Source organism: Staphylococcus sp. HMSC072B07, assembly GCF_001815505.1.
GTDB lineage: Bacteria > Bacillota > Bacilli > Staphylococcales > Staphylococcaceae > Staphylococcus > Staphylococcus simulans.
In genome coordinates this window covers 87,786-110,856 of the sequence record NZ_KV820915.1, presented here as the reverse complement: position 1 = coordinate 110,856, position 23,071 = coordinate 87,786, and the positions used below count along the sequence as shown (strand labels likewise).

The following is a 23,071-nucleotide window of genomic DNA, read 5'->3' as shown; positions in this document are numbered from 1 at the left end:
GTTTGAAACAACCATTCAAAGTTCTGAGAGATATTGTACATTTAATAACGCCGACAGTAGGGGGCACTTTGGTAGCAAAATATGCGACAAGCAATGCACGTCAAGTTTATCAAAAAGAAAAGAACCCGCCGTTTTCACCGCCAGGTATTACGTATCCCATTGTCTGGTCAGGTTTATATTTTGCGATGGGCGTCGCATATATGATTGCACGTAACGCAAGTAAAGATAAATCTGTACCGATTTCACACTATACACAACTTGGTTTGAATTTCTTATGGTCTGTATTGTATTTCAAATATAAACTACGTGGAGCAGCAATGATTGAAAGTTATGCTTTATTCGCATCTGTTGTCGTCACGGCAGTCAATTTCTATAAAGCAGATAAACGCAGCGGCTTGTTAATGGTGCCTTATGCATTATGGTGTGCATTTGCGAGCTATCTTGCGACAGGAAGCTGGATTTTAAACAAAGATCAATAATTCATGTCATAATAAAAGTTGAAGGAAGTGAATCATATGGCAACAACATCAGTAATTTTAGGTGCCGGCGGTCAATTCGGCATGGCATGGAAAATCGGTTATTTAAGAGGTTTAGCTGAAAAAGGTTTAGACTTGAGAGATGCCGATGAATTTGTCGGAACATCTGCGGGTGCACAAGTGGGCACAGTTCTCGCATCAGAAGCAGACTGGGAAACAATATGGGGAGAACAACTAAACTATCAAAGAGAAGCTGAAAATCCATTAACGGATGATGATTTAGCAGATATCTTTGCGCAATTTGATCAATTAGAGAAAAATGCGCGTACTGTAGAAGAATGGATTGATGGTATGAGTCAGATGGCTATGCATCCTAAAGTAGATTTGCCTGAAACAAAACGACTCAATATGATCAGAAACAGCTTAGGCAATGCGGTTTCGGGCTGGACACCTAAAATCAAAATTGTAGTGACAGAAGTAGAATCAAATCAACGTCGTGTATTTGATGAAAACTCTGATGTACCGTTAGTTAAAGCTATTGCGGCGAGTGGCGCATTCCAAGGAGCTTATCCAACGATTCAGCTGCATGATAAACACTATTATGATGGCGGTTCTTATTCTATGGATAATCCAGATGTCAGTGAAGCGGATAAAGTTGTGGTATTAGCTGCGAATTTACCAGTGAAAACACCTTATGCATTATCTGATTTAGTGGACCATATGCAAGAACGAGGTCAAAGTGTGTATACAGTCAAACCAGATAGCACTGTAATGAGTATTCTGGAAAAATATGATTATAATACAATGAATGGTGCATTACGTAAAGAAGTAGCTGAAGCTGCACGCCAACAAGGACATGAAGAAGCACAAGCGCTTAAAGCATTTTGGAACAAACAGTAACTTATAAAATTATGTATGTAAAAAGGACGGTTATCAAAGAATGAATAACCGTCCTTTAGTTTGCAATCAGGTGTATAACTTGATTGCTATTAATATTTTCTTAAGAAATCTACATCTCTGTCATAATGTTTTCTGACAAGTTGTTGTTGCACGTCATTTAGAATATCTAAAATTAAATCAGTTTGATGTGCAAGAATACGGATACTGATACCATGTGTCGCAAGTTCAGTAATACCGATTCTGCAGTCTTCTTGTTTCGCATAAGGTGCCATAATCTCATAAAGTTCTTCAACTGTTTCTTTATTCGCATCTGGATGAATGAAATAGCAAGACCCTAGATGAGAATAACCTTCCATATAACCTAAAGCATCTACACGATTTTTATTTGGATCCAACAACAAGTTATCATAAACGACTAATTCACCGTCAACGAAAATTTCATTAAGCAGGTGAAGATAGTCATACGTAAAGTGCGCTTCATCTGGAGAATAACCAGGCGTTAAGATATCGGTATAAAACATTGCGCCGGTTTTAGCCAGATGATACTGATTATGCTGATAAAACTTTGCATCTTTATAAGCTATAATCGGATCGCCTACATATTCCATATAAGCGTTATCTTCAATCGTGAACGTTTGGTACTGTTCAACATGATCTTTCAATGTTTTGTAGATTTTTGTTGCACCTTGCGATGTGAGTGTCGTTGCCGCATTTTCTTTCACTTTAACATTTAAGCGATAACGGTCTCCATCTAAATAGCCGCCGCCGACATTAACAATATAGAATGTCGGGATATTTGAGCCATTTAAATAAATAGGGCGAATCACTTTTAATGCTTGTTCAAAAAAGATATCGCGTGCTACAGAACGTTCACCGTCATTAAAGACGGTGATATCTAACTGTCCTGTCCATTGCTTTTCTTCAGACATTACTCTAGTCCTTTAAGCAGCACATCACGTTCAATCCAGTTAATCACATTGTCTAAACCTTCTTCTGTTTTAAGGTTTGTGAATGTGAATGGACGATCACCACGGAAAGTACGTGTATCTTCAGCCATTTGGTCTAAAGATGCGCCGACATAAGGTGCTAAATCTGTTTTGTTGATGATGAAGAAATCAGATTTAATCATACCTTGGCCGCCTTTACGTGGGATTTTTTCACCTTGTGCAACGTCGATAATATAAATTGAGAAATCTACAAGTTCTGGACTGAATGTCGCAGCTAAGTTGTCGCCGCCTGATTCTACGAAAATCAATTCAATATCTTCATGACGTTCAACTAATTCATCAATTGCCGCAAAGTTCATTGAAGCATCTTCACGAATTGCTGTATGAGGGCAACCGCCAGTTTCAACTCCGATGATACGATCTGCAGGAAGTACGCCAGAATTTACTAAGATTTTTTCGTCTTCTTTTGTATAAATATCATTTGTAATAACACCGATGCTTAATTCTTTAGAAAGATGTTTTACTACTTTTTCTACAAGTTCGGTTTTACCTGCGCCTACAGGGCCGCCGACTCCGATTTTAATAGGTTGAGTCATAAATCTTGCCTCCTAAGAAATAAAGATTCGTACATTCACTTTTTCATGTTCCATTTGATTGATTTCAAGTCCTGGTGCAGTGATGCCGAATTCAGATGCTTTAAGCTCAAAAATATGGTCGCGTGTTTGTTTCATAAAAGGAATCATCTGCGTCACAATACGTTGACCTGCAGTTTGTCCTAATGGAATGGCTCTGACCGCATTTTGAGTTAAAGATGAAACGTTTTGATATAAATAATAATCGATAATCATTTCAATATCGACACCGAGATAATGACCAAGCATTGTAAAGCATATTGCTGGATGCAATTTCGCTTGTTTTGCTTGATATTGTTCGTGATACCAATGAATCCATTCACTATCGTAAAGTTCATCAGCTAGTTTCACCATACGTGTTCCCATTTGTTTGGTACCGACACGTGTTTCTCTCGGCATATTTTGAACAAATAATAAACGATCTAATTCTAACACTCTTTTTTCATCATTCTGATTCAGTGCTTCGTAAACGAAGCGCATCGCTAATCCATCCGCATATGTGAGTTGTTCACTTAAAAACAGTTTCAACCATTCTTGGAAGGACTGTTCATCATGAACAGTCCCTCTTTGGATATAAGTTTCTAATCCGAATGAATGGCTGAAAGCACCTGTAGGGAATTGCGAATCGCAAAATTGAAACAAGCGTAAAGACGCATGATCAATCATGTGAATGTCCTATATGACGGAAGGCTTTGTTTACTTTGCGATCCTCACGTGAGTGGGGGATGCCTAATGATTTTAATAAATCTTCAACTAAATAATCGTATTGTACCAACATTTCACTTTCTGTGAATTGTGCAGGTAAATGACGGTTACCAAGTTGATGGGCAATATCTCCCATTTCTTGCAGTGAACGTGGTTTGATAACCAAAATATCTTCAGAATTGACATCAACCACGATACGGTTGTTGTCATCTTCATATAAGATATCGCCATACTGCAAGTCTACAGGGTTTTTTAAGCGGATTCCGATTTCATTACCGTGGTCAGTTTTAACACGTTGGATGCGTTTAACTAAATCAGAGTTTTCTAGATACACTTTTTCAGTGTGCTTTTGTTTTTCTTCAGGTGATAAATTGGCGATATTGCCAAGAATTTCTTCTACTATCATGAAAGCTTGCCTCCTAGAATAAGAAGTAACGTTGTGTTAATGGCAACTCTTTAGCAGGTTCGCTTGTGATTTTTTCGCCATCTACAAACACTTCATACGTTTGTGGATCTACGTCTAATTTTGGTGTTGCTGTATTGTTTTTCATATCTGTTTTACGTAGGTTACGGATATTTTTAACTGGACGGATTAAACGATGCAAGTTCAATTGACGTTGAATATCGTTCATATAAGCAATGTTTGATACGAATGTCATGTTTGTACCTGTCATGTTACCGCCAAGTTGACCGTACATTTTACGGAATTTAAGAGGTTCTGAGATTGGGATAGAACCATTTGCATCACCGTTGATTGCTGTACTGATCATTCCGCCTTTTAAGACAACATCAGGTTTTACACCAAAGAATGCAGGCTCCCAAATTACAATATCCGCAAGTTTGCCAGGTTCAATTGAACCGACATATTCAGAGATACCGTGTGTAATCGCAGGGTTGATTGTGTATTTTGCGATATAACGTTTGATACGGTTGTTGTCATTGTATTCTGAGTCGCCATCTAAATAACCGCGTTGTTCTTTCATACGGTGTGCGACTTGCCATGTACGTGTGATAACTTCACCGACACGACCCATTGCTTGTGAGTCAGAGCTGACCATACTGAATACACCCATATCTTGTAATACGTCTTCCGCTGCAATTGTTTCTTTACGGATACGTGAATCAGCGAATGCTACGTCTTCAGGAATAGAAGCGTTCAAGTGGTGTGTAATCATAACCATATCTAAGTGCTCATCAATTGTATTTGTTGTGTAAGGTAGTGTTGGGTTAGTAGATGATGGAAGGACATTAGGATAGCTTGCTGATTTGATTAAGTCAGGCGCATGTCCGCCACCAGCACCTTCAGTGTGGTACATATGAATGACACGGTCTTTGATTGCTTTCATCGTATCTTCCATGAAGCCCGCTTCATTCAACGTATCTGCGTGTAATGCGATTTGAACATCATAATCATCAGCTACGTCTAATGCATGACTTAGCGCAGATGGTGTTGCTCCCCAGTCCTCATGGACTTTCAAGCCGATTGCGCCAGCGTGGATTTGTTCAATTAATGCTGTGTGGTTATGTGCTTGTCCTTTACCAGTGAAACCAACGTTGACTGGTAAAGCTTCCGCTGCTTCTAACATACGGTGCATATGCCATGGACCTGGAGCAACCGTAGTGGCTTTAGAACCTTCAGAAGCACCAGTACCGCCGCCGATATGTGTTGTAACACCACTTTCAAGCGCAACCCATGATTGTTCAGGGTTAATAAAGTGCACGTGTGTATCAATACCGCCAGCTGTTACGATCTTACCTTCAGCTGAAATGATATCAGTGTTTGCACCGATAATGATATTAACGTTGTCCATAATATCAGGGTTACCAGCTTTACCATATCTCATGATATAGCCGTTTTTAATTCCGATATCTGCTTTGTATACTTTATCGTAATCAATAATAACTGCGTTTGTAATAACAGTATCTGCAACATTACGGTCATCACGTGTTACGTTAGGGTTTTGAGCCATACCGTCACGCACAGATTTACCGCCGCCGAAAGTAGCTTCATCCCCATATGACGCATAGTCTTTTTCTACTCGTGCAAACAAGTTTGTATCAGCTAATCGAATAGAATCACCGACAGTCGGACCATATAAACTTGTATATTGAGATTGTGTCATTTTAAAGCTCATCGATCATACCCACTTTCTTTATTCGCATTTTTCATTCCTTCGTCGTCTTTAATACCAGCGTTCGGATGATTATCGTCTACACGGAAGACACGATCTTCATCAATCGGTCCATTAACCATTCCTCGGAATCCGTAAATACGACGATTACCGTTATATTCCACAAGTTGTACTTTCTTTTCATCCCCAGGTTCAAAGCGTACAGCTGCGCCAGCTGGAATATCTAAATGTTTACCATATGCTTTCTCTCTATCAAATTTTAAGCCATCATTTACTTCAAAAAAATGATAATGAGAACCGACTTGAATAGGGCGGTCTCCTATATTTTTAACAACGATTACTGTTTCAGTAGAATCAGTACCTTTATTTATTTCTATTTCAGTACGTTTTACTATAATTTCATCAGGTCTCATAATATATAATCCCCCTTTAAACAATCGGATGATGTATCGTAATTAATTTTGTGCCGTCAGGGAATGTAGCTTCAACTTCGATGTCTGTGATCATATCTGCTACACCTTCCATTACATCATCCTTATTTAAAATTTGTCTGCCGTAACTCATAAGGTCGGCAACGCTCTTACCATCTCTTGCACCTTCTAACATTTCGTAACTGATGATAGCTACCGCTTCAGGATAGTTTAATTTTAAACCGCGTTTTTGACGTCTGCGTGCAACGTCATTCGCAATAACCAACATCAATTTATCTTGTTCACGTTGAGTAAAATGCAAAGTAATCCCTTCTTTCATATATGTTAAATAATACTAATCCATTGTAAGACTCGACTTATCGATATACAAGAAATATATATTTGTGGTGCCAAATATAATTGCAAATTAACAAGTTAAGGCTTGAATATACACTTTAATTAACCCAAGGGAGTTTTACCTTTTTTGGTACATTTTCAAACAAACGTTGTATTTTAATCTTAAAAAATTATAAATAGAGAGCAATAGGTTTTATTCGCAATCCTATTTTGTTAAAATTATAACTGTTTATAAATTTTGAGAAATCAGGTGAAGGATCGATGCGTCAATTAGTCGACGTTGTATTAAAGAATATTTCACAAGTATTATTGTTAAATAATGCTTGGACAGGGCTATTCATTTTAGCAGGTTTATTTGTAGCAAATTGGAAAGTAGGGCTAGCAGCATTGCTTTCTAGTTTGATTGCTTATGTATTAGCACCTTATACAAATTATTCCAAAGAAGAAATCAAAGAGGGGCTAGCTGGTTTTAATCCAGTGCTGACAGGTGTGGCTTTAACCATATTCTTAGTGCCAGACATTAAAGGTATTGGTATGACAGCACTTGCGGTTGTATTGACATTACCGCTTGGTGCCGCATTTCGTCATTTATTATCGCGTTTTGACTTGCCGATGTTGACCATGCCGTATGTGTTTATCAGTTGGATGTTTCTATTTATGTCCTTCCAATTCGAACACGTCAATGCTGGGGTTAATATTTTACCTTCTACGGTACGTGAGATTACATTTTCACATCACGCGATTAACGGTGTGATGACTTTCTTAGATGGCTTTAGTGAAATTTTCTTGGTGAAAAGTACAGTAGGGGGCTTATTGATACTGATTGGTATCTTTATTGCTTCTAAACGTGCAGGTATCTTCTCAGTCGTCGCAAATATTATCGGTGTTTTTGTGGTAATGTTATTTGGGGCGAACCATGATGATATAAATACAGGATTATATGGCTATAATGTTATCTTAGTAATATTGGCTTTAGGTGTTACCTTTAAAGAAACTTCAGTATTTAACAAATATTTAAGTATGTTATTTGGTATTTTTATCACAGTGGTTGTACACGCTGGTTTAGTGACTTGGTTAAAACCTTTCGGCTTGCCAGTATTCACATTACCGTTCATCGTCGCAACATGGTTGATGTTGATGGCAGGTAAACCAAATGTGATGCCTGTTGAAAGCGAAACTGAAAATAAATAATCTATAAAGAAAACGGCTTACACAACCTGTTTACTGTGTAAGCCGTTTTTTTCATATTATTTAGAAGCTGCTTGTTCGAGTTTTTCTTTTAAATCTTTACGCATGAATTCTAATGTGTAAGGGTCGTTGAACCAGTATGTTTTCGCATCTACTTTGATGACATGTCCTTCTTTAACTGCTGGAAGGTTTTTCCAAAGGTTTGTTTGAGTATAAGATGGTTCAGCTTTGCCGGCACGTGTTGATACAATATAGTCGCCTGCATATTCAGGAATTTTTTCTTGTTTGATTTCTGCCCAACCATCTTTTTTAACTAGTTCTTTTTGTTTTTCTGGCATTTGTAAGCCGAATGCTTGATAAATCACTTCACCGCCGCGGCCCCAGTTTGGACCGTACGTATAAAGTTTTTTGTCGAATTCATCTAATAATGAGATTGTTGAATCTTTACCGATTTTATCTTGAATCTCTTTACCATCTTTTTTAGTTTCTTTTTTCCAATCCTCTGTCCATTTTTTAGCTTCGTCTTCTTTACCTAACAATTTACCTAGTTCAATTTGTTGATCTAAGTACTTATGTTTTGCGTAGTCGAAAACTACAGTAGGAGCTGCTTTTTGATATTTCTTGATGTTTTTATCTGTTGAATAAACAATGATTAAATCTGGTTTTTGTTTGATTACTTTTTCAACATCTTCGCTGCCAGTGGCGCCGATTTTTTCAACACCTTTGAATTTTTCTTTTAAGATAGGGCTGTCATCGACTTGGCTGTTGACTGCTACAACGTTACCGCCTAATTTTTTTACACCGCCAGCGTATGTAGGTGCAACAACCGCAATACGTTTAGGTTCTTTCGGAATATCTACTTTCTTACCGTTATCCATTGTATATGAACGTGTTTCTTTTTTTGAATCTTTTTGATCACTGGATTGTTTACCGCATGCTGCAAGCACAAGGACTAACACAATCAGTGGGATGAGTAATTTTTTCATCTTTATATCTTCCTCCTAATTGAAAACGATTATCGTTTAGCGTTATTGAAAATTATAAAGGGTATTGGCAGAAAGCACAATATAAATTTCTAAATAAATCAACATTTATTATTTGTTTAAAATGAAAAACACTATGTTCGACTATTGAACATAGTGTTAAGTCACTAGAATAAGTTGAGTTCTGATTTGGCAATATTTGTGTAAGCCGCATCTTCCATTGGCGGATTATGCAGACCAGCACGCATGTCACGATAATAGCGTTGAAGCGGGCGATCCATTTCTAAACTTTTCGCACCGACAATGCGCATTGCTAAATCGATGACTTTCAAACCTTGATTCATTACTAAAATTTTACTTGCGGAAGTTTCATTCCAAACAGGTGCATCAGGGGCTTCATGATACATACGGGCTGTAGACCATAAAAAGGCACGTGCTGAAAGTAATAACGACTCCATTTCACCGATTGATTGTTGGACAGTCGGAAGATGTCCGATAGGGTAATCAATACTATTCGGCTGATGTGTTTTGGCGAAGTCTTTCGCATAATCTGCCGCAGCTTGTGCAATACCTAAATACACACTTGGGATATGCAGAATCCAACCGTTCGGCCCTTTTGAACCGCCCGCAACTTCTACAAAGTTTTCTTGTGGTATATGCACATCTTCTAATACCAGGTCATGGCTTTCAGTCGCACGCATGCCGACCACATTCCAAGTTTCAGCAACAGACACTCCAGGCGTTTCTTTTTCAACTAAGAAGAAACCGAATTGGTCTGTGGCTTCATTGTAGCCGCTGACTAAGAAATGGGTTAAAGCTGGCAACATTGAAGTAAAAGTTTTAACGCCGTTTAAAACATATTCTGAACCTGAGCGTTTAGCGTGTGTTGAAGGTTTGCCGCCACGTGTCGGACTTCCAGTATCCGCTTCACTCACCGCTCTATTAATCAACGCACCTTCTTGAATAGCTTGTGCTAATTGATCGAGTAGGTGAGGCTCCCATTTTTGTTCTTCAAATATTTGTCCTGCAGTACTTAAATGCCAACCGATAGATAAAGCTGTGGCACCATCAATAGAACCTAAATAACTTTGGATGATTACCATATCTTCAATTGTCGCACCTTCACCGCCATAAGCTTTCGGCAAGGTTAATAAGGTATAACCTTCTTTAACGAGCCAATCAATATTCTCGTGAGGGAAGCGGCTATGCGCATCATTGTATGCTGCATGTGCTTGAAATTCGTCTTTGATTGATTGTAATTTTGTTAACCATTTACGTTGAATCTCTGTATGAATTAATCCTGATTCTAACAATGTCATTCCTCCTGACGTTTGTTGCCTTGTTAAGTTTAGTGTATCACTCGGAATAGAGAGTTGGTAGTTTTTAGCGGTCTGCATTTGTTTTACGAGAAAAGCTAGACATCATACAATTAAATTTCTGGTTAAATGCTTACTTTACATTTGTTGTGAATTTCAATTTAATAAGTAATATACATAAATTTTGGAGGTAGAACATGAAACAAATATATTTCAACCACGATGGCGGTGTAGATGATTTAGTGTCTCTCTTTTTATTACTACAGATGGAAGATGTTGAATTAATCGGTGTCAGCGCAATTGGTGCTGACAGTTATGTAGAACCCGCAGTGAGTGCGTCTATTAAAATCATTAACCGCTTTTCATATAGAGATTTAAAAGTTGCCGCATCATCACAAAGAGGGAAGAATCCATTTCCTAAAGAATGGCGTATGCATGCCTTCTTTGTAGATGCATTACCAGTATTGAATGAATCACGTACTGAACAACGAGCATCGCAATCAGAACTTGAAGCATATGAAGATATAATAGAAAAATTAGAAGCGAGTAAGAAACCAGTAACCTTGTTATTTACTGGACCTTTAACAGATTTGGCTAAAGCATTAGAGGTTGCTCCGCATATCACAGAAAAAATTGAACGCTTAGTATGGATGGGGGGAACATTCTTAACGAAAGGCAATGTTGAAGAACCTGAACATGATGGAACTGCAGAATGGAATGCCTTTTGGGATCCAGAAGCAGTCGCAACGGTTTTTGATACAGATATTGCGATTGATATGGTTGCGTTAGAAAGTACAAATAAAGTGCCGTTAACAATTGATGTCAGACAAATGTGGGCAGATCAACGTGATATTTTAGGTGTAGATTTCTTAGGTGTTTGTTATGCTGCAGTTCCGCCATTAACGCATTTTGTGACGAACTCTACGTATTTCTTATGGGATGTCTTAACAACAGCTTCTGTCGGAAAACCTGAGTTAGTACATGTTGAAGAAGTACAAACAGAAGTGATTACAAAAGGACCGAGTCAAGGGCGAACTAAACGTGTTCAAGAAGGCGGCCGTACAATCAGATTAGTCGATGATGTGCACAGAGATGCATTCTTTGACTACATGACAAACCTTGCCGCAAAGGTTCGTGTCTAGACGTGTAAAATTATACAAATAAATGTTAACTTATCTTAAATTAAAGTTAACATATGTGATATAATCTTCCATGTAAGATTTTGAGGAGGTTATATTATGACAACAAAACATATCACATTTACTGCGATTATGACAGCTATTATCGCATTGCTTGGTCTGATTCCACCTATTCCGCTTCCATTCATGCCAGTACCGATTGTCTTGCAGAATGTCGGTATTTTTCTAGCAGGTATTCTTTTAGGCAAAAAGTATGGTACATTAAGCGTAATTGTATTTTTAATTTTAGCAGCGTGCGGTTTACCTGTACTATCAGGCGGTCGTGGCGGTATAGGAGTTTTTGCTGGTCCATCAGCAGGTTTCTTATTCTTATATCCAGTCGTCGCTTTCTTAATTGGGTATGCGCGCGATAAATCTATAGAACGAATCAATTTCGGTCGTTTATTTTTACCTACATTAATTGCGGGTGTCTTATTATTAGACATTGTCGGCACATTAATTATGGGCGTGATTACACATATGCCATTATCAAAAGCATTCTTTTTATCATTTGTCTTTATGCCGGGGGATATTATTAAAGCGATTATCGCATGCTTAATCGGTGCAGCATTATTGAATCACACACGCTTTAAACAATTGATTCGTTTCTGAGGTAGCAGAAAGAGGGATAAAGATGGGGCCGCTATCCATGCGATTAATTGATCAACCTGGAACGATTGCTTATGAAGATGAACAAAAGACGATTTATTTAACACCACAAGAACCTTTAACGTATTATACGAATAAATGGGTATATCATGACATGCCGACGTTTGAAACTTGGTTAGAAGATGTCAAAACACAAACACACGCACATCTCAAACAAGAGAGCCGCCATTTGGCATTTACTTTTCCAGAAAACACACCTTTAGATTCCACGTTTCGTACATATTTTGAACGAGAAAATTTTGATGTTGTGTTGTTAGAAATGTATGCGATCGAAGCACATGAGCTTGCAGGTGACATTCCAGATGGTTTAGATATCCGTTTTGTCGATATTTATCATTTGGATGATTATTTGAAAATCTGTCGTTATTTTTCACTGGATTACGGTAAAGACTACGCAGACGAAGTGGTTAAAACTTTAAGACAACAATTTGACGGCGCAACGAATGTGAAGCGGGTGATTGCTTATAAAGATAGTCAACCAGTCGGCACATTAGATATGATTGAATCAGAAGAAACGATTGAAATCGATAGTTTCGGTGTGATCAAAGAAATGCGTGGACAAGGAATCGGACGTGCTATGCAGGGATTTGTCGCAAATTATGCCAAGCATAAACCTTTGATTTTAATCGCAGACGGTGAAGATACTGCCAAGGAAATGTATATTAAACAAGGCTATACCTTCATCAGTTATTGTTATAGTGTGATAAAAGAGAATATATAAGCAAACAAAAAAGCTGTGTTTCACAAGTTAATCTTGTGAGGACACAGCTTTTATTCGTTCTGGGTGACTATAAATATTGAAGTTGCCATCTCTGATAAATCCAATGGCTGTTATGTTTAAGTCATTCGCAAGCGTCACAGCTAACGTAGTCGGTGCGGATTTAGAAAGAATAACACCAACTCCGATTTTAGCCGCTTTAATCAGAATTTCTGATGAAATACGACCGCTGAAAATTAATACTTTGTCTCGAACAGGAATATGACGTTCAATACAGAAACCATATAACTTATCGAGTGCGTTATGTCGACCGATATCTTGACGGTGTTCAAAGAAAGCATCACCGTCGCTGATGGCCGCGTTATGCAAGCCGCCTGTACGTTTGAACAGTTTACTTGCAGTTTGTAGTCTCGTCATCATATTGATGACCTGTTGAGGTGTGAGTGTGATATTCGACAATGACGTCTTAGCCACTGCCGCATCATTTTGGAAATAAAACTCACGACTTTTACCGCAACATGAAGCAATCATGCGCTTGGTTGAATACTCGAAACGATCTCCTAAGTCTTTCGTTAATTCAACATGTGCAAACCCCTTGCTGTCATCTATTTGAATCGATTTCAATTCACTGCGTTTTAAAATTGCACCTTCAGACGCTAAAAAGCCCAGCACCAATTCTTCCATGTGGTCTGGACTGCAGATGACGGTTGCAAATTCTTCGCCATTAACCATGACAGTTAATGGAAATTCTGTAACATAACTATCAGTTGTTTCAAATAATTCTCCATCTTCAAAGCGGACAATTGTCTGATTCGTTAAAACATCTTTATCTTTATTCATATGCATGACTCCTTAATTTAACAATATACTACATCACTTCAATTTACAAAAAAGATTTGCATGAAATGTTTCATTATTTAAAATGAAAAGTTGTACAAGTAAACAGAGCGTAGTAAACTTAAAGTAAACAAAAGAGAGGTGTCAATTATGGCAAGTATTAGAGATATCGCAAAACAAGCGGGTGTCAGTCCAGGTACAGTGTCGCGTGTACTTAATGAAGATCCGACATTGTCTGTAGCCGACAGTACAAGAACTCGTATTTTAAATACTGCAAAAGAACTTGAATATCACAAAGGAGAACGTGTAAATCGCCAAGTTCAAATTATTACTTATGCGTCTCGCAGAAGAGAAATGGCTGACCCGTTTCATCGTGAATTGCGTTTAGCAATAGAGTCTGAAATTAAGAAATTAAATTTAACATTAAAGAAGACACTTAGAATTGAAACAGGATTTAAAAAACAAGATTTACAAGATGTGAAAAAAGCAGGCGCAGTGTTAGTCATCGGTAATTTCTCATTGGATGCTTTAAAAGAAATTTATCGCCATAACCCTAATATGGTGGTGATTAATAATAAGCAAGTTCCTGATTATATCGATGCAGTGTACTCTGATCTAGAACAAGCCATGTATCAGCTGCTGAATCAAATCAGGGACACTTATCATGATGCACATATCGCTTATTATGGAGGCATACGTGAAGAACGTAATTTAGATGGGAAAGAAGCATATGAAAATGATGCAAGATATCACGCATATCTTTCTTGGTGTCAACAACATGATGAGATACCGAATGGCAATTTAATCGGTTGGGAACGAGAAGATGGTTTTGAAGCGATAACAGAAGCAGACACTATCCCAGATGTGTTGATAGCGGGTAATGATATGGTCGCAATTGGTCTAATTCAAGGCCTCCAACAAAGAGGTGTCACAATCCCTAAAGATGCTGGAGTTATCGGATTTAATGACTTAGATGTAAATCAATATGTAACACCATCATTGACGAGTGTGCGTATTGATATCGAGCAGTTTGGTAAAAGTGCTGTCTTAATGGCAAAAGAACGTATTCAAAAAACACGTCAATCTGCCATGCATATTGTGATACAAACGAAACAAATAGAGCGACAATCTTTTTCTTTTAAGAACTAATGAAAGTGTTGACAAAACATTTAGTAAACAAATAAACTTTAATTGTGTTTACTAATAAATTTACCTTGTGAGAGGAGTTATATTATGTTGGCATCTATGCAAACGCAATTTGAAAAGCATTTTGAAACAAAGCCAGATGTTGCCGCATTCGCACCAGGACGTATTAATTTGATCGGAGAGCATACAGATTATAATGGCGGTTATGTATTCCCAGCTGCTATTGAATTAGGCACATACGGTTTAGCACGTAAACGTGAAGATCGTACGATTCGTTTTTACTCTTTGAACTTTGAGGAAAAAGGTATTATTTCATTTTCATTAGATGATTTAGATTACAATGCTGACCATAGTTGGGCGAACTATCCAAAAGGCATGGTTAAGTTTTTAATTGAAGCGGGTTACAAAATTGACTCAGGCTTTGATGTCATCGTTGAAGGTAACATTCCAAACGGCGCAAGTTTATCTTCTTCAGCTTCTATTGAAATGCTGACAGGTTGGTTAATGAAACAACTCTTTAACTTAGATGTAGAGCGCTTAGAATTAATTCAACTTGGACGTAAAGTAGAAAATAAATTTATCGGTGTCAATTCAGGTATTATGGACCAGTTCATTGTGGGTATGGGTCAAAAGGATCAAGCGATTTTATTAGATACGCATACGTTAGAGTATCATTATGTTCCAACTGAATTCGGAGATTACACGATTTCTATTATGAATACGAATAAGCGTCGTGAATTAGCAGAATCTAAATATAATGAACGGTTAGAAGAATGTCAGAAAGCATTAGCGTTACTTCAACAAGAATTGGATATTGAAGCGTTAGGACATTTAGACGTTGAAACGTTCGAAAAATATGCGCATTTAATTGAAGATGAAACGATACGTCGTCGTGCACGTCACGCAGTTACTGAAAACGCACGTGTTAAAGAAGCGTATGATGCTTTAGCGCAATCAGACTTTGAACGCTTTGGTGAATTATTAAACCAAAGCCATGCTTCATTGAAGGATGATTATGAAGTGACGGGCAAAGAGCTAGATACTTTAGCAGAATCTGCACAAAATGTTGATGGAGTCCTTGGTGCACGTATGACAGGTGCAGGATTCGCAGGATGTGCGATTGCTTTAGTTCATCAATCAAAAGTTAAAGATTTAGAAGATGAAGTCTCTCGTATTTATACAGACAAGATTGGTTATGCGCCATCGTTTTACCATGTCAATATCGGTGACGGCGTGAAAACAATCGAACTTTAAGGAGGAAAATCATGTCAGTTTTAGTATTAGGCGGTGCTGGTTATATCGGCAGCCATGCAGCGCATCAATTGATAGATGCTGGTTATGATGTCGCAGTGGTGGATAATTTAGGAACAGGTCATAGAGGTGCCGTACCTAAAGCAGCACGTTTTTATGAAGGAGATATTCGTGACAGCGAATTCTTAAATCAAGTGTTCGCAACGGAAAATGTTGAAGGTGTCTTCCATTTTTGTGCTTATTCATTAGTTGGAGAATCGGTAGAGAAACCTTTAGATTATTTCAATAATAACGTCTATGGTATGCAAGTGTTGCTTGAAGTGATGAAAGCACATGATGTGAATGATATTGTCTTTTCTTCAACAGCAGCAGTTTATGGTGAACCAGATGTTGTCCCGATTACAGAGGATGCGAAAAAAGCACCGACCAACCCTTATGGCGAAAGTAAATTGATGATGGAAAAAATGATGCATTGGTGCCATAACGCATATAGTATGAACTATGCAGCATTACGTTACTTCAACGTCGCGGGTACACGTGAAGACGGTACGATTGGTGAAGATCATAATCCAGAAACACATTTAATTCCTATTGTATTAGAAGCAGCGTTAGGACAACGAGATGCGATTACGATATTCGGTGTAGATTATGATACAGAAGATGGTTCATGTGTCAGAGATTATTTACATGTCACAGATTTAATTGAAGCGCATATTTTAGCGTATAGTTACTTAAAAGATGGCGGTGAGAGCGGCGCATTCAACTTAGGCAGCAGTCAAGGTTATTCTGTTATTGAAATTGTGGAAGCAGCACGCCAAGCGACTGGTGAAAAGATTAAATCAGAAATCGGCAAACGTCGTGCAGGTGATCCAAGTAAATTAATCGCTTCAAGTGATAAAGCACGTAACGTGTTAGGCTGGGAGCCGAAACATGATGATATTTATGAAATTATTGAAACTGCTTGGCATTGGCACCGCGCACATCCGAATGGCTACGAAGATAAATAAAAAGGGAGGCCGTATCATGAAGCTGAATCAACAGCTGATACAACGCTTTATTTCATATGCAGTAGAATATGGGGACTTTGAAAAGGAAGATGCTTTCTATATTCAAAACCTAGTGCTAGAGATTACACAAGCAGAAGATATCGAACATGAGGAGAGAGATATCTCAGAACTTGATACACCGAATGCGATTGCACAACACTGGATTAATCGAATGATTGAACATCACTTAATAGAAGATGCGGTATATCAAAAAGAAATGGTTGAAACGAAACTATTAGATTTAATCACACCGAAACCTTCAACTATTAATCGCAACTTTAGACAGTTGTATCAAGACAGCCCGGAGAAAGCGACGCAATATTTATATGATATTTGTATGCGCAACCACTATATTAAGGCAGATGCCATCGCACAAAATATTCATTTCTATACACCAACGAACTATGTTGACTTAGAAATTACAATTAATATGTCTAAACCTGAAAAAGATGCGAAAGAAATTGCGGCAGCAAGAGAAGCAAAACAAACAAGTTATCCTTTATGTGCGTTATGTATGGAAAATGAAGGTTACCAAGGTTCTGTAACCCAAGCAGCACGTCGTAATCACCGAATTGCGCGTATTAAGTTAGATGGAGAAGACTGGGGATTCCAATTTTCACCATACGCTTATTTCCCAGAACATAGTATCGTATTATCTGCACAACATGTGCCAATGAAGATCGGACGACAAACTTTTGTGAATCTATTAGACTTTGTGAAGCAATTTCCGCATTATTTTGCGGGATCTAATGCGGACTTGCCGATTGTAGGCGGTTCAATCTTGTCTCACAACCATTACCAAACAGGGCGCCACACTTTCCCGATGGATAATGCGACAGAAATAGAACGTTTTACTATTGATGATTATCCTGAAGTAGAAGCGGTGTTGTTAGATTGGCCGATGAGTGTAATCCGTTTAAAAGGTAATAATCAAGCACAACTCATTGATGCGGCAGAACATATTTTCAATCAATGGAATGCGTACAGTGATGAAAGTGTTCAAGTCAAAGCACAAAGTGAGGCGGGCGAACGTCATCATACCATCACACCGATTGCACGTTACCGTCAAGAAACAGGTCGTTTTGAATTAGATTTAGTACTAAGAGACAATCAAACATCAGAAGATTATCCAGATGGTATTTTCCATCCGCACCAAGATGTACAACACATTAAAAAAGAAAACATCGGTTTAATCGAAGTGATGGGAACTGCGATTTTACCAGCACGTTTAAAACATGAGCTTAAACAAGTCGAACAATATGTTTTAGGTGAAACTGATATAGATTTAGGTGTGCATCAAGATTTCGCAGATGAACTAAAAGCGAAACATCAATTTACACCTGAAAATGCTGAAGGTATTGTTTTAGATGCTGTAGGTCAGAAATTCAAACGTGTCTTAGAAGATGCAGGTGTGTTTAAACGTGATACTGAAGGCTTAGAAGCCTTTAAACGTTTTGTTCAAACTTTATAATTATAATCAAAAGGTCAATGTCATATTGGCCTTTTTTCTTGTGAGAAGACAAAAGATAATGGTTAAATTCAAATTGGAATTTATGGACCGAAAGCGTATAATCGAGAGTGAATTAATCATTTTTAGGAGGCTTCTTCAAGATGAAGTTGAAATACTTTGCGGTTATACTGTTGAGCGTCTGTTTAGTTGTTGTTGGATGTTCAAATGATAAAAAAGAAACAAACAGTAATCAAAAAGAAAATACTTTACATGTCGCAGCTGCCGCAAGTTTAACGGATGTGACGAAAGATTTAGAAACAGCATTTAAGAAAAAACATTCAGATGTTGATATTACATTTAACTACGGCGGATCAGGATCGTTAAGACAACAAATTGAAAAAGGTGCACCTGTTGATGTGTTTATGTCAGCCAACACAAAAGATGTCCAAGCGTTAAAAGATAAGAAGAAAGCTGATAACACTTATGATTATGCGCGAAATCAACTTGTATTAATTGGTGAACAAGGCACTGATTTAAAATCAGTCAAAGATTTAAAAGATGGACAAAAACTTGCGATAGGCGAAGTGAACTCTGTACCTGCAGGTAAATACGCAGAAGGTTACTTAAAAGACAATGGATTATACAGCGGCGTTAAAGATCATCTTGTCTTTGCGAAAGATGTCCGTCAAGTCTTGAATTATGTGGAAAAAGGGAACGCACAACTCGGTTTTGTTTATAAAACAGATTTATATAAAAACAAAACTAAAAATGATAAAGTAAAAGAAATCGAATCGGTGAAATTAAAACAACCGATTGTTTATGAAGCCGGAACAACATCTGATAATAAGACGGCGAAAGCTTGGATTGAGTTCTTAAAATCAGATGAAGCGAAACAAATCTTAAAAGATTATCAATTTGAAGCGTAGGAGGAGTGGAAATGCCTGATTTAACGCCATTTTGGATATCAATTGAAGTGGCTGTAATCAGCACGATTATTGTAACAGTACTTGGGATTTTAATTTCAAGACTGTTATATCGACGTCGTGGACGTATTGTGACACTTCTTGAGAGTATTATTATCCTGCCGATTGTGTTACCTCCGACAGTCATGGGGTTCTTATTATTAATTGTTTTCTCACCACGAAGCCCTGTAGGCGCATTTATGACAAATGTTTTACATATGCCTGTCATATTCACAATCACTGGTGCAATTATTGCCTCTGTGATTGTCAGTTTTCCGTTAATGTATCAACATACGATTCAAGGTTTTAGAGGTATTAATCATAAAATGTTGAATACAGCACGAACAATGGGTGCAAGTGAAAATAAAATTTTCTTCAGACTGATTTTACCGCTATCTAAGCGTGCTATTTTATCTGGTGTGATGATGGCATTTGCGCGTGCAATCGGTGAGTTCGGAGCAACCTTAATGGTAGCGGGTTATATTCCAAATAAAACCAATACGTTGCCTTTAGAGATTTATTTCTTAGTTGAACAAGGCAAAGAGAACCAAGCTTGGCTATGGGTATTAGTATTAGTTGCATTTGCGATTACTGTTATTGGTACGATTAACTTAATGAACAAAGATCGTTATTTGGAGGTGGATTAAGATGTTGACCATCCAAATTACACATCAGTTAAAAGGACAGTTACTGAAGTTAGATATTCAAGATACAGTACCTAAAATTTATGCGATACGAGGACCTTCAGGAGTGGGGAAAACGACTGTTTTGAATATGATCGCAGGCTTAAGGGCTGCAGATAAGGCTTATATCAAAGTCAACGAACGTGTGTTAACGGATACGCAATCATCTGTGAATGTTAAAATTCAAGAGCGTCATTTAGGCTATTTATTTCAGGACTATCAATTGTTTCCGAATATGACAGTTTTTCAAAATATCACGTTTATGGCGCAACCTTCTGAACATATTACAGCGTTGATGCATCAATTAAACATCAGTTATTTACAAAAACAATATCCAGCTCGATTATCAGGCGGAGAAGCACAACGCGTCGCATTAGCACGTGCATTAAGCACACGTCCTGATTTACTTTTATTAGATGAACCATTTTCTAGTTTGGATGATGCGACGAAAGAAGAAAGTATGCGTTTAGTGAAACGACTCTTTGATGAATGGCAAATCCCGATTATTTTTGTGACACATTCTAATTACGAAGCAGAACAATTGGCGGATGAAATTATAACGTTAAGTTCTGTACCAGCTGAATAATAAAAAGTTTCAATCCGGTCTGTCTTCTATTGGCATGACCGGATTTTAGGTGACATACTACAATTCGAACGATTGTAACACGTCTCTATTCGTCTTATAATAAAGACAATGCACTTTAAGAAAGGAATCGAAAGATGTCAGAACGTTATTCCAGACAAATTTTGTTTAAACATATAGGCAGAGAAGGCCAAGAGAAAATTGCGCAAAAACATGCGCTGATAATCGGCATGGGTGCATTAGGAACACACATTGCGGACGGTTTAGTCAGAGCGGGCATCAAACAGTTAACGATTGTTGATCGTGACTACATCGAGTTCAGCAACTTACAACGTCAAATGTTGTTTACAGAACAAGATGCGACAGACGCGATGCCGAAAGTGATTGCGGCGAAAGAAAAGCTGCAGGAAATCCGAAGTGATGTCATCATTGAGGCGCATATCGCTCAAGTCAATCCCCAGTTTCTAGAAACGCATGGAACTGAGGTAGATTTAATTTTAGATGCGACAGATAATTTCGATACACGTTTATTAGTGAATGATTTTGCGTATAAATATAATATACCTTGGATATATGGCGGGGTTGTACAAAGTACATATATCGAAGCAGCTTTCATTCCTGGACAAACTCCGTGTTTCAATTGTCTGATGCCGCAATTACCAGTCATTAACATGACGTGTGATACAGTAGGGGTAATTCAACCAGCGGTAACCATGACCACGAGTTTACAAACACGTGATGCATTGAAAATCCTGACTGAAACACCTTTTACGCCTAAATTAACTTATGGTGATATTTGGGAAGGGACACACTATACATTCGGATTCAGTCGTATGTTTAAAGCTGATTGTCATACGTGTAGTGAACATGCGACCTATCCGCATTTAAATCATACTGATTTACAGTTTGCGACATTATGCGGAAGAGATACAGTTCAATACAATAATGAGGATATTACCCAGGAAATGTTGAAGGAATATCTTGAAACGCATCATATTAAGTATCATGCGAACCCTTATATGATCCGCTTCGAATTCAACAATCATCGAATCGTCAGTTTCTCAGGCGGACGCATGTTGATACATGGCATGACGAAACCTGAAGAAGCGATTAAATTAATGAACCAATTACTCGGTTGAGTAAAACACATAGGAGGCCTAATGAATGAAAAATGAACACGTGAATGTCAAATTAGATAGAACCATCAACGCAGCAGTCTTAACTGTGTCTGATACAAGAACAAAAGAAACAGATAAAGGCGGTAATTTAGCTAAAGAATTATTGTCAGAGATTAATGTGGAAATTACAGATGATCATTACACAATCGTCAAAGATGATAAACAAGCGATTACTGAACAAGTACAACAATGGTTGAATGAAGATGTGGATGTCATTATTACGACGGGCGGTACAGGTATCGCACAACGTGATGTGACGATTGAAGCAGTAACTCCTTTATTAACAAAAGAAATTGAAGGTTTCGGAGAGTTATTCAGATATTTAAGTTATGCTGAAGATGTGGGAACACGTGCTTTATTATCACGTGCTGTCGGCGGTACAGTAGGTGAACAATTGATTTTCTCATTGCCAGGTTCATCTGGTGCGGTAAGATTAGCGATTGAAAAATTAATTAAACCTGAATTGAATCATCTCATTCATGAATTAACAAAATAAAAGGCAAGAAGAAGCGGTTAGATTTTACTCAGGTAGAAGACTAACCGCTTCTTCACTGTACTGTTTGATTGAATAAGGGAAAACACTGAAGCCAATCACTGATTTCATAAGATTTCATCAGTTTTTTCATCCATTCAGCCTATTTAACTTAAAGAATTCGCATTATATAATAGGAGTAACATGAAAAAAACGGAACGATTGTACGTTGTGACAGTAAAATCACAACGTCAATGGTTCCGTAGTGCTGTTGTGAAGTTCATGTTTACGTATAAAAAGGGTAAAGCATGAACAACAATAGTTTATGATCTGCGGTAATCCCCGGATTTTCCGCCAGATTTTGAGATAAGGTAAGTTTCGCCGATGACCATCCCTTTATCAAGTGCTTTGGTCATATCGTAAACGGTTAAAGCCGTTGCTGAAGCGGCTGTGAGAGCTTCCATTTCTACACCGGTTTTACCTGATGTAGAGACTGTAGCTTCAATATTAAGTGTATATGACGATGTTGTATCCCATTCAAAGGCAATATCGATACCCGTCAGTGAGAGCGGATGACACATAGGAATAATCGTAGAGGTATTCTTAGCTGCCATGATTCCCGCGATTTGGGCAGTATTCAGCACATTACCTTTCTTATTTGTATGTTCTACAATTTGCTTGTAAATCGCTTCGTTAACAGTAATGCTTGAATGTGCTGTCGCAACACGTTTTGTGATGTCTTTATCAGAAACGTCGACCATTTTCGCATTACCTTGAGCGTTGATATGAGTAAATTCAGACATGTTATTCCTCCTCGCTTAGACATTATAGCATGAAATAAAATAGATGTTA

Annotated in this window: 26 protein-coding genes; 15 read left to right on the top strand and 11 right to left on the bottom strand. The window is 37.9% G+C overall.

All coding sequences use genetic code 11. From position 1 onward, the window contains the following. Positions 1-2: 2 nt before the first annotated feature. Both HMPREF3031_RS07890 and HMPREF3031_RS07885 read left to right on the top strand, forming a co-directional pair. On the top strand, positions 3-479 hold the full coding sequence (locus tag HMPREF3031_RS07890) for a TspO/MBR family protein (protein WP_002479627.1): 477 nt from the start codon (positions 3-5) through the stop codon (positions 477-479). A 36-nt stretch (positions 480-515) separates the two neighbouring features. Further along, positions 516-1,376 (top strand): patatin-like phospholipase family protein, encoded by an 861-nt coding sequence (locus HMPREF3031_RS07885; protein ID WP_070724808.1) that lies wholly within the window; start codon positions 516-518, stop codon positions 1,374-1,376. Between the two features lie 89 nt (positions 1,377-1,465). Here the strand turns inward: HMPREF3031_RS07885 and HMPREF3031_RS07880 are convergent, their stop codons facing one another. From HMPREF3031_RS07880 to HMPREF3031_RS07850, 7 genes are read right to left on the bottom strand one after another with little or no spacing between them, the layout of a single operon-like run. Beyond that, on the bottom strand, positions 1,466-2,305 hold the full coding sequence (locus HMPREF3031_RS07880) for an urease accessory protein UreD (RefSeq protein WP_002479625.1): 840 nt from the start codon (positions 2,303-2,305) through the stop codon (positions 1,466-1,468). Further along, a complete protein-coding gene (ureG, locus tag HMPREF3031_RS07875; RefSeq protein ID WP_002479624.1) occupies positions 2,305-2,919 on the bottom strand; it encodes an urease accessory protein UreG in 615 nt (204 codons plus the stop codon). The genes HMPREF3031_RS07880 and ureG overlap by 1 nt, the downstream gene beginning before the upstream one ends. A gap of 12 nt (positions 2,920-2,931) precedes the next feature. Next, positions 2,932-3,621, bottom strand: coding sequence for an urease accessory protein UreF (locus HMPREF3031_RS07870; protein ID WP_002479623.1), 690 nt, complete (start codon positions 3,619-3,621; stop codon positions 2,932-2,934). Then, positions 3,614-4,066 carry an urease accessory protein UreE gene (gene ureE, locus HMPREF3031_RS07865; protein ID WP_002479622.1) on the bottom strand — a complete coding sequence of 151 codons (453 nt, stop codon included), beginning with the start codon at positions 4,064-4,066 and terminating at the stop codon, positions 3,614-3,616. Before ureE ends, HMPREF3031_RS07870 begins: the two co-directional genes overlap by 8 nt. A gap of 13 nt (positions 4,067-4,079) precedes the next feature. After that, entirely contained in the window at positions 4,080-5,795 is a 1,716-nt protein-coding gene (ureC, locus tag HMPREF3031_RS07860; protein ID WP_002479621.1) for an urease subunit alpha, read from the bottom strand. Then, complete coding sequence (locus HMPREF3031_RS07855; RefSeq protein ID WP_002479620.1) at positions 5,792-6,205, bottom strand: urease subunit beta; 414 nt, start codon at positions 6,203-6,205, stop codon at positions 5,792-5,794. Before HMPREF3031_RS07855 ends, ureC begins: the two co-directional genes overlap by 4 nt. 16 nt (positions 6,206-6,221) lie before the next feature. Then, complete coding sequence (locus tag HMPREF3031_RS07850; RefSeq protein ID WP_002479619.1) at positions 6,222-6,524, bottom strand: urease subunit gamma; 303 nt, start codon at positions 6,522-6,524, stop codon at positions 6,222-6,224. A gap of 296 nt (positions 6,525-6,820) precedes the next feature. On the opposite strand from HMPREF3031_RS07850, the gene yut reads away from it, so the two are divergent. After that, positions 6,821-7,750, top strand: a complete 930-nt coding sequence (gene yut, locus HMPREF3031_RS07845; RefSeq protein ID WP_002479618.1) for an urea transporter — start codon at positions 6,821-6,823, stop codon at positions 7,748-7,750. A 56-nt stretch (positions 7,751-7,806) separates the two neighbouring features. On the opposite strand, the gene HMPREF3031_RS07840 is transcribed toward yut, so the two are convergent. Next, positions 7,807-8,733, bottom strand: coding sequence for an iron-hydroxamate ABC transporter substrate-binding protein (locus tag HMPREF3031_RS07840; RefSeq protein WP_002479617.1), 927 nt, complete (start codon positions 8,731-8,733; stop codon positions 7,807-7,809). 164 nt (positions 8,734-8,897) lie between these two features. Beyond that, a complete protein-coding gene (locus tag HMPREF3031_RS07835) occupies positions 8,898-10,043 on the bottom strand; it encodes an acyl-CoA dehydrogenase family protein (RefSeq protein ID WP_002479616.1) in 1,146 nt (381 codons plus the stop codon). A 200-nt stretch (positions 10,044-10,243) separates the two neighbouring features. On the opposite strand from HMPREF3031_RS07835, the gene HMPREF3031_RS07830 reads away from it, so the two are divergent. The 3 genes from HMPREF3031_RS07830 (at position 10,244) to HMPREF3031_RS07820 (ending at position 12,614) form a co-directional block, all read left to right on the top strand. After that, positions 10,244-11,188 carry a nucleoside hydrolase gene (locus HMPREF3031_RS07830; RefSeq protein WP_070724806.1) on the top strand — a complete coding sequence of 315 codons (945 nt, stop codon included), beginning with the start codon at positions 10,244-10,246 and terminating at the stop codon, positions 11,186-11,188. 96 nt (positions 11,189-11,284) lie between these two features. Then, positions 11,285-11,836 carry a biotin transporter BioY gene (locus HMPREF3031_RS07825; RefSeq protein WP_002479614.1) on the top strand — a complete coding sequence of 184 codons (552 nt, stop codon included), beginning with the start codon at positions 11,285-11,287 and terminating at the stop codon, positions 11,834-11,836. 22 nt (positions 11,837-11,858) lie between these two features. After that, positions 11,859-12,614, top strand: coding sequence for a GNAT family N-acetyltransferase (locus tag HMPREF3031_RS07820; RefSeq protein WP_002479613.1), 756 nt, complete (start codon positions 11,859-11,861; stop codon positions 12,612-12,614). A 27-nt stretch (positions 12,615-12,641) separates the two neighbouring features. On the opposite strand, the gene fdhD is transcribed toward HMPREF3031_RS07820, so the two are convergent. Further along, positions 12,642-13,451 carry a formate dehydrogenase accessory sulfurtransferase FdhD gene (gene fdhD / locus HMPREF3031_RS07815; RefSeq protein ID WP_023014998.1) on the bottom strand — a complete coding sequence of 270 codons (810 nt, stop codon included), beginning with the start codon at positions 13,449-13,451 and terminating at the stop codon, positions 12,642-12,644. A 147-nt stretch (positions 13,452-13,598) separates the two neighbouring features. Between fdhD and HMPREF3031_RS07810 the strand changes: the two genes are divergently transcribed. The 9 genes from HMPREF3031_RS07810 (at position 13,599) to HMPREF3031_RS07770 (ending at position 22,243) form a co-directional block, all read left to right on the top strand. After that, positions 13,599-14,597, top strand: a complete 999-nt coding sequence (locus HMPREF3031_RS07810; protein WP_002479611.1) for a LacI family DNA-binding transcriptional regulator — start codon at positions 13,599-13,601, stop codon at positions 14,595-14,597. Between the two features lie 84 nt (positions 14,598-14,681). Next, entirely contained in the window at positions 14,682-15,848 is a 1,167-nt protein-coding gene (locus HMPREF3031_RS07805; protein ID WP_002479610.1) for a galactokinase, read from the top strand. A gap of 11 nt (positions 15,849-15,859) precedes the next feature. After that, positions 15,860-16,852 (top strand): UDP-glucose 4-epimerase GalE, encoded by a 993-nt coding sequence (gene galE / locus HMPREF3031_RS07800; RefSeq protein WP_070724803.1) that lies wholly within the window; start codon positions 15,860-15,862, stop codon positions 16,850-16,852. A 16-nt stretch (positions 16,853-16,868) separates the two neighbouring features. Then, positions 16,869-18,362 carry a UDP-glucose--hexose-1-phosphate uridylyltransferase gene (galT, locus tag HMPREF3031_RS07795; protein ID WP_002479608.1) on the top strand — a complete coding sequence of 498 codons (1,494 nt, stop codon included), beginning with the start codon at positions 16,869-16,871 and terminating at the stop codon, positions 18,360-18,362. A 140-nt stretch (positions 18,363-18,502) separates the two neighbouring features. After that, positions 18,503-19,267: a molybdate ABC transporter substrate-binding protein gene (modA, locus tag HMPREF3031_RS07790; protein ID WP_002479607.1), complete on the top strand. Its 765-nt coding sequence runs from the start codon at positions 18,503-18,505 to the stop codon at positions 19,265-19,267. An 11-nt stretch (positions 19,268-19,278) separates the two neighbouring features. Then, positions 19,279-19,950 carry a molybdate ABC transporter permease subunit gene (gene modB / locus HMPREF3031_RS07785; RefSeq protein WP_002479606.1) on the top strand — a complete coding sequence of 224 codons (672 nt, stop codon included), beginning with the start codon at positions 19,279-19,281 and terminating at the stop codon, positions 19,948-19,950. A 1-nt stretch (position 19,951) separates the two neighbouring features. Further along, positions 19,952-20,572, top strand: coding sequence for an ATP-binding cassette domain-containing protein (locus HMPREF3031_RS07780; RefSeq protein ID WP_002479605.1), 621 nt, complete (start codon positions 19,952-19,954; stop codon positions 20,570-20,572). Positions 20,573-20,706: 134 nt separating this feature from the next. Further along, a complete protein-coding gene (locus HMPREF3031_RS07775) occupies positions 20,707-21,708 on the top strand; it encodes a ThiF family adenylyltransferase (protein WP_002479604.1) in 1,002 nt (333 codons plus the stop codon). A 25-nt stretch (positions 21,709-21,733) separates the two neighbouring features. Further along, on the top strand, positions 21,734-22,243 hold the full coding sequence (locus HMPREF3031_RS07770; protein ID WP_002479603.1) for a MogA/MoaB family molybdenum cofactor biosynthesis protein: 510 nt from the start codon (positions 21,734-21,736) through the stop codon (positions 22,241-22,243). Between the two features lie 299 nt (positions 22,244-22,542). On the opposite strand, the gene moaC is transcribed toward HMPREF3031_RS07770, so the two are convergent. Then, the gene (gene moaC, locus HMPREF3031_RS07765; protein ID WP_002479601.1) at positions 22,543-23,022 is read right to left on the bottom strand and encodes a cyclic pyranopterin monophosphate synthase MoaC; all 480 of its coding nucleotides are present in this window, start codon (positions 23,020-23,022) and stop codon (positions 22,543-22,545) included. Between the last annotated feature and the right edge of the window lie 49 nt (positions 23,023-23,071).

What these genes read in the sequence shown, in the direction of transcription:
- HMPREF3031_RS07885 (WP_070724808.1), top strand. Translation starts at nt 516, where the DNA reads ATGGCAACAACATCAGTAATTTTAGGTGCCGGCGGTCAATTCGGCATG.
- HMPREF3031_RS07880 (WP_002479625.1), bottom strand. Translation starts at nt 2,305, where the DNA reads ATGTCTGAAGAAAAGCAATGGACAGGACAGTTAGATATCACCGTCTTT.
- ureG (WP_002479624.1), bottom strand. Translation starts at nt 2,919, where the DNA reads ATGACTCAACCTATTAAAATCGGAGTCGGCGGCCCTGTAGGCGCAGGT.
- HMPREF3031_RS07870 (WP_002479623.1), bottom strand. Translation starts at nt 3,621, where the DNA reads ATGATTGATCATGCGTCTTTACGCTTGTTTCAATTTTGCGATTCGCAA.
- ureE (WP_002479622.1), bottom strand. Translation starts at nt 4,066, where the DNA reads ATGATAGTAGAAGAAATTCTTGGCAATATCGCCAATTTATCACCTGAA.
- ureC (WP_002479621.1), bottom strand. Translation starts at nt 5,795, where the DNA reads ATGAGCTTTAAAATGACACAATCTCAATATACAAGTTTATATGGTCCG.
- HMPREF3031_RS07855 (WP_002479620.1), bottom strand. Translation starts at nt 6,205, where the DNA reads ATGAGACCTGATGAAATTATAGTAAAACGTACTGAAATAGAAATAAAT.
- yut (WP_002479618.1), top strand. Translation starts at nt 6,821, where the DNA reads ATGCGTCAATTAGTCGACGTTGTATTAAAGAATATTTCACAAGTATTA.
- HMPREF3031_RS07840 (WP_002479617.1), bottom strand. Translation starts at nt 8,733, where the DNA reads ATGAAAAAATTACTCATCCCACTGATTGTGTTAGTCCTTGTGCTTGCA.
- HMPREF3031_RS07830 (WP_070724806.1), top strand. Translation starts at nt 10,244, where the DNA reads ATGAAACAAATATATTTCAACCACGATGGCGGTGTAGATGATTTAGTG.
- HMPREF3031_RS07825 (WP_002479614.1), top strand. Translation starts at nt 11,285, where the DNA reads ATGACAACAAAACATATCACATTTACTGCGATTATGACAGCTATTATC.
- HMPREF3031_RS07820 (WP_002479613.1), top strand. Translation starts at nt 11,859, where the DNA reads ATGGGGCCGCTATCCATGCGATTAATTGATCAACCTGGAACGATTGCT.
- fdhD (WP_023014998.1), bottom strand. Translation starts at nt 13,451, where the DNA reads ATGAATAAAGATAAAGATGTTTTAACGAATCAGACAATTGTCCGCTTT.
- HMPREF3031_RS07810 (WP_002479611.1), top strand. Translation starts at nt 13,599, where the DNA reads ATGGCAAGTATTAGAGATATCGCAAAACAAGCGGGTGTCAGTCCAGGT.
- HMPREF3031_RS07805 (WP_002479610.1), top strand. Translation starts at nt 14,682, where the DNA reads ATGTTGGCATCTATGCAAACGCAATTTGAAAAGCATTTTGAAACAAAG.
- galE (WP_070724803.1), top strand. Translation starts at nt 15,860, where the DNA reads ATGTCAGTTTTAGTATTAGGCGGTGCTGGTTATATCGGCAGCCATGCA.
- galT (WP_002479608.1), top strand. Translation starts at nt 16,869, where the DNA reads ATGAAGCTGAATCAACAGCTGATACAACGCTTTATTTCATATGCAGTA.
- modA (WP_002479607.1), top strand. Translation starts at nt 18,503, where the DNA reads ATGAAGTTGAAATACTTTGCGGTTATACTGTTGAGCGTCTGTTTAGTT.
- modB (WP_002479606.1), top strand. Translation starts at nt 19,279, where the DNA reads ATGCCTGATTTAACGCCATTTTGGATATCAATTGAAGTGGCTGTAATC.
- HMPREF3031_RS07780 (WP_002479605.1), top strand. Translation starts at nt 19,952, where the DNA reads ATGTTGACCATCCAAATTACACATCAGTTAAAAGGACAGTTACTGAAG.
- HMPREF3031_RS07775 (WP_002479604.1), top strand. Translation starts at nt 20,707, where the DNA reads ATGTCAGAACGTTATTCCAGACAAATTTTGTTTAAACATATAGGCAGA.
- HMPREF3031_RS07770 (WP_002479603.1), top strand. Translation starts at nt 21,734, where the DNA reads ATGAAAAATGAACACGTGAATGTCAAATTAGATAGAACCATCAACGCA.
- moaC (WP_002479601.1), bottom strand. Translation starts at nt 23,022, where the DNA reads ATGTCTGAATTTACTCATATCAACGCTCAAGGTAATGCGAAAATGGTC.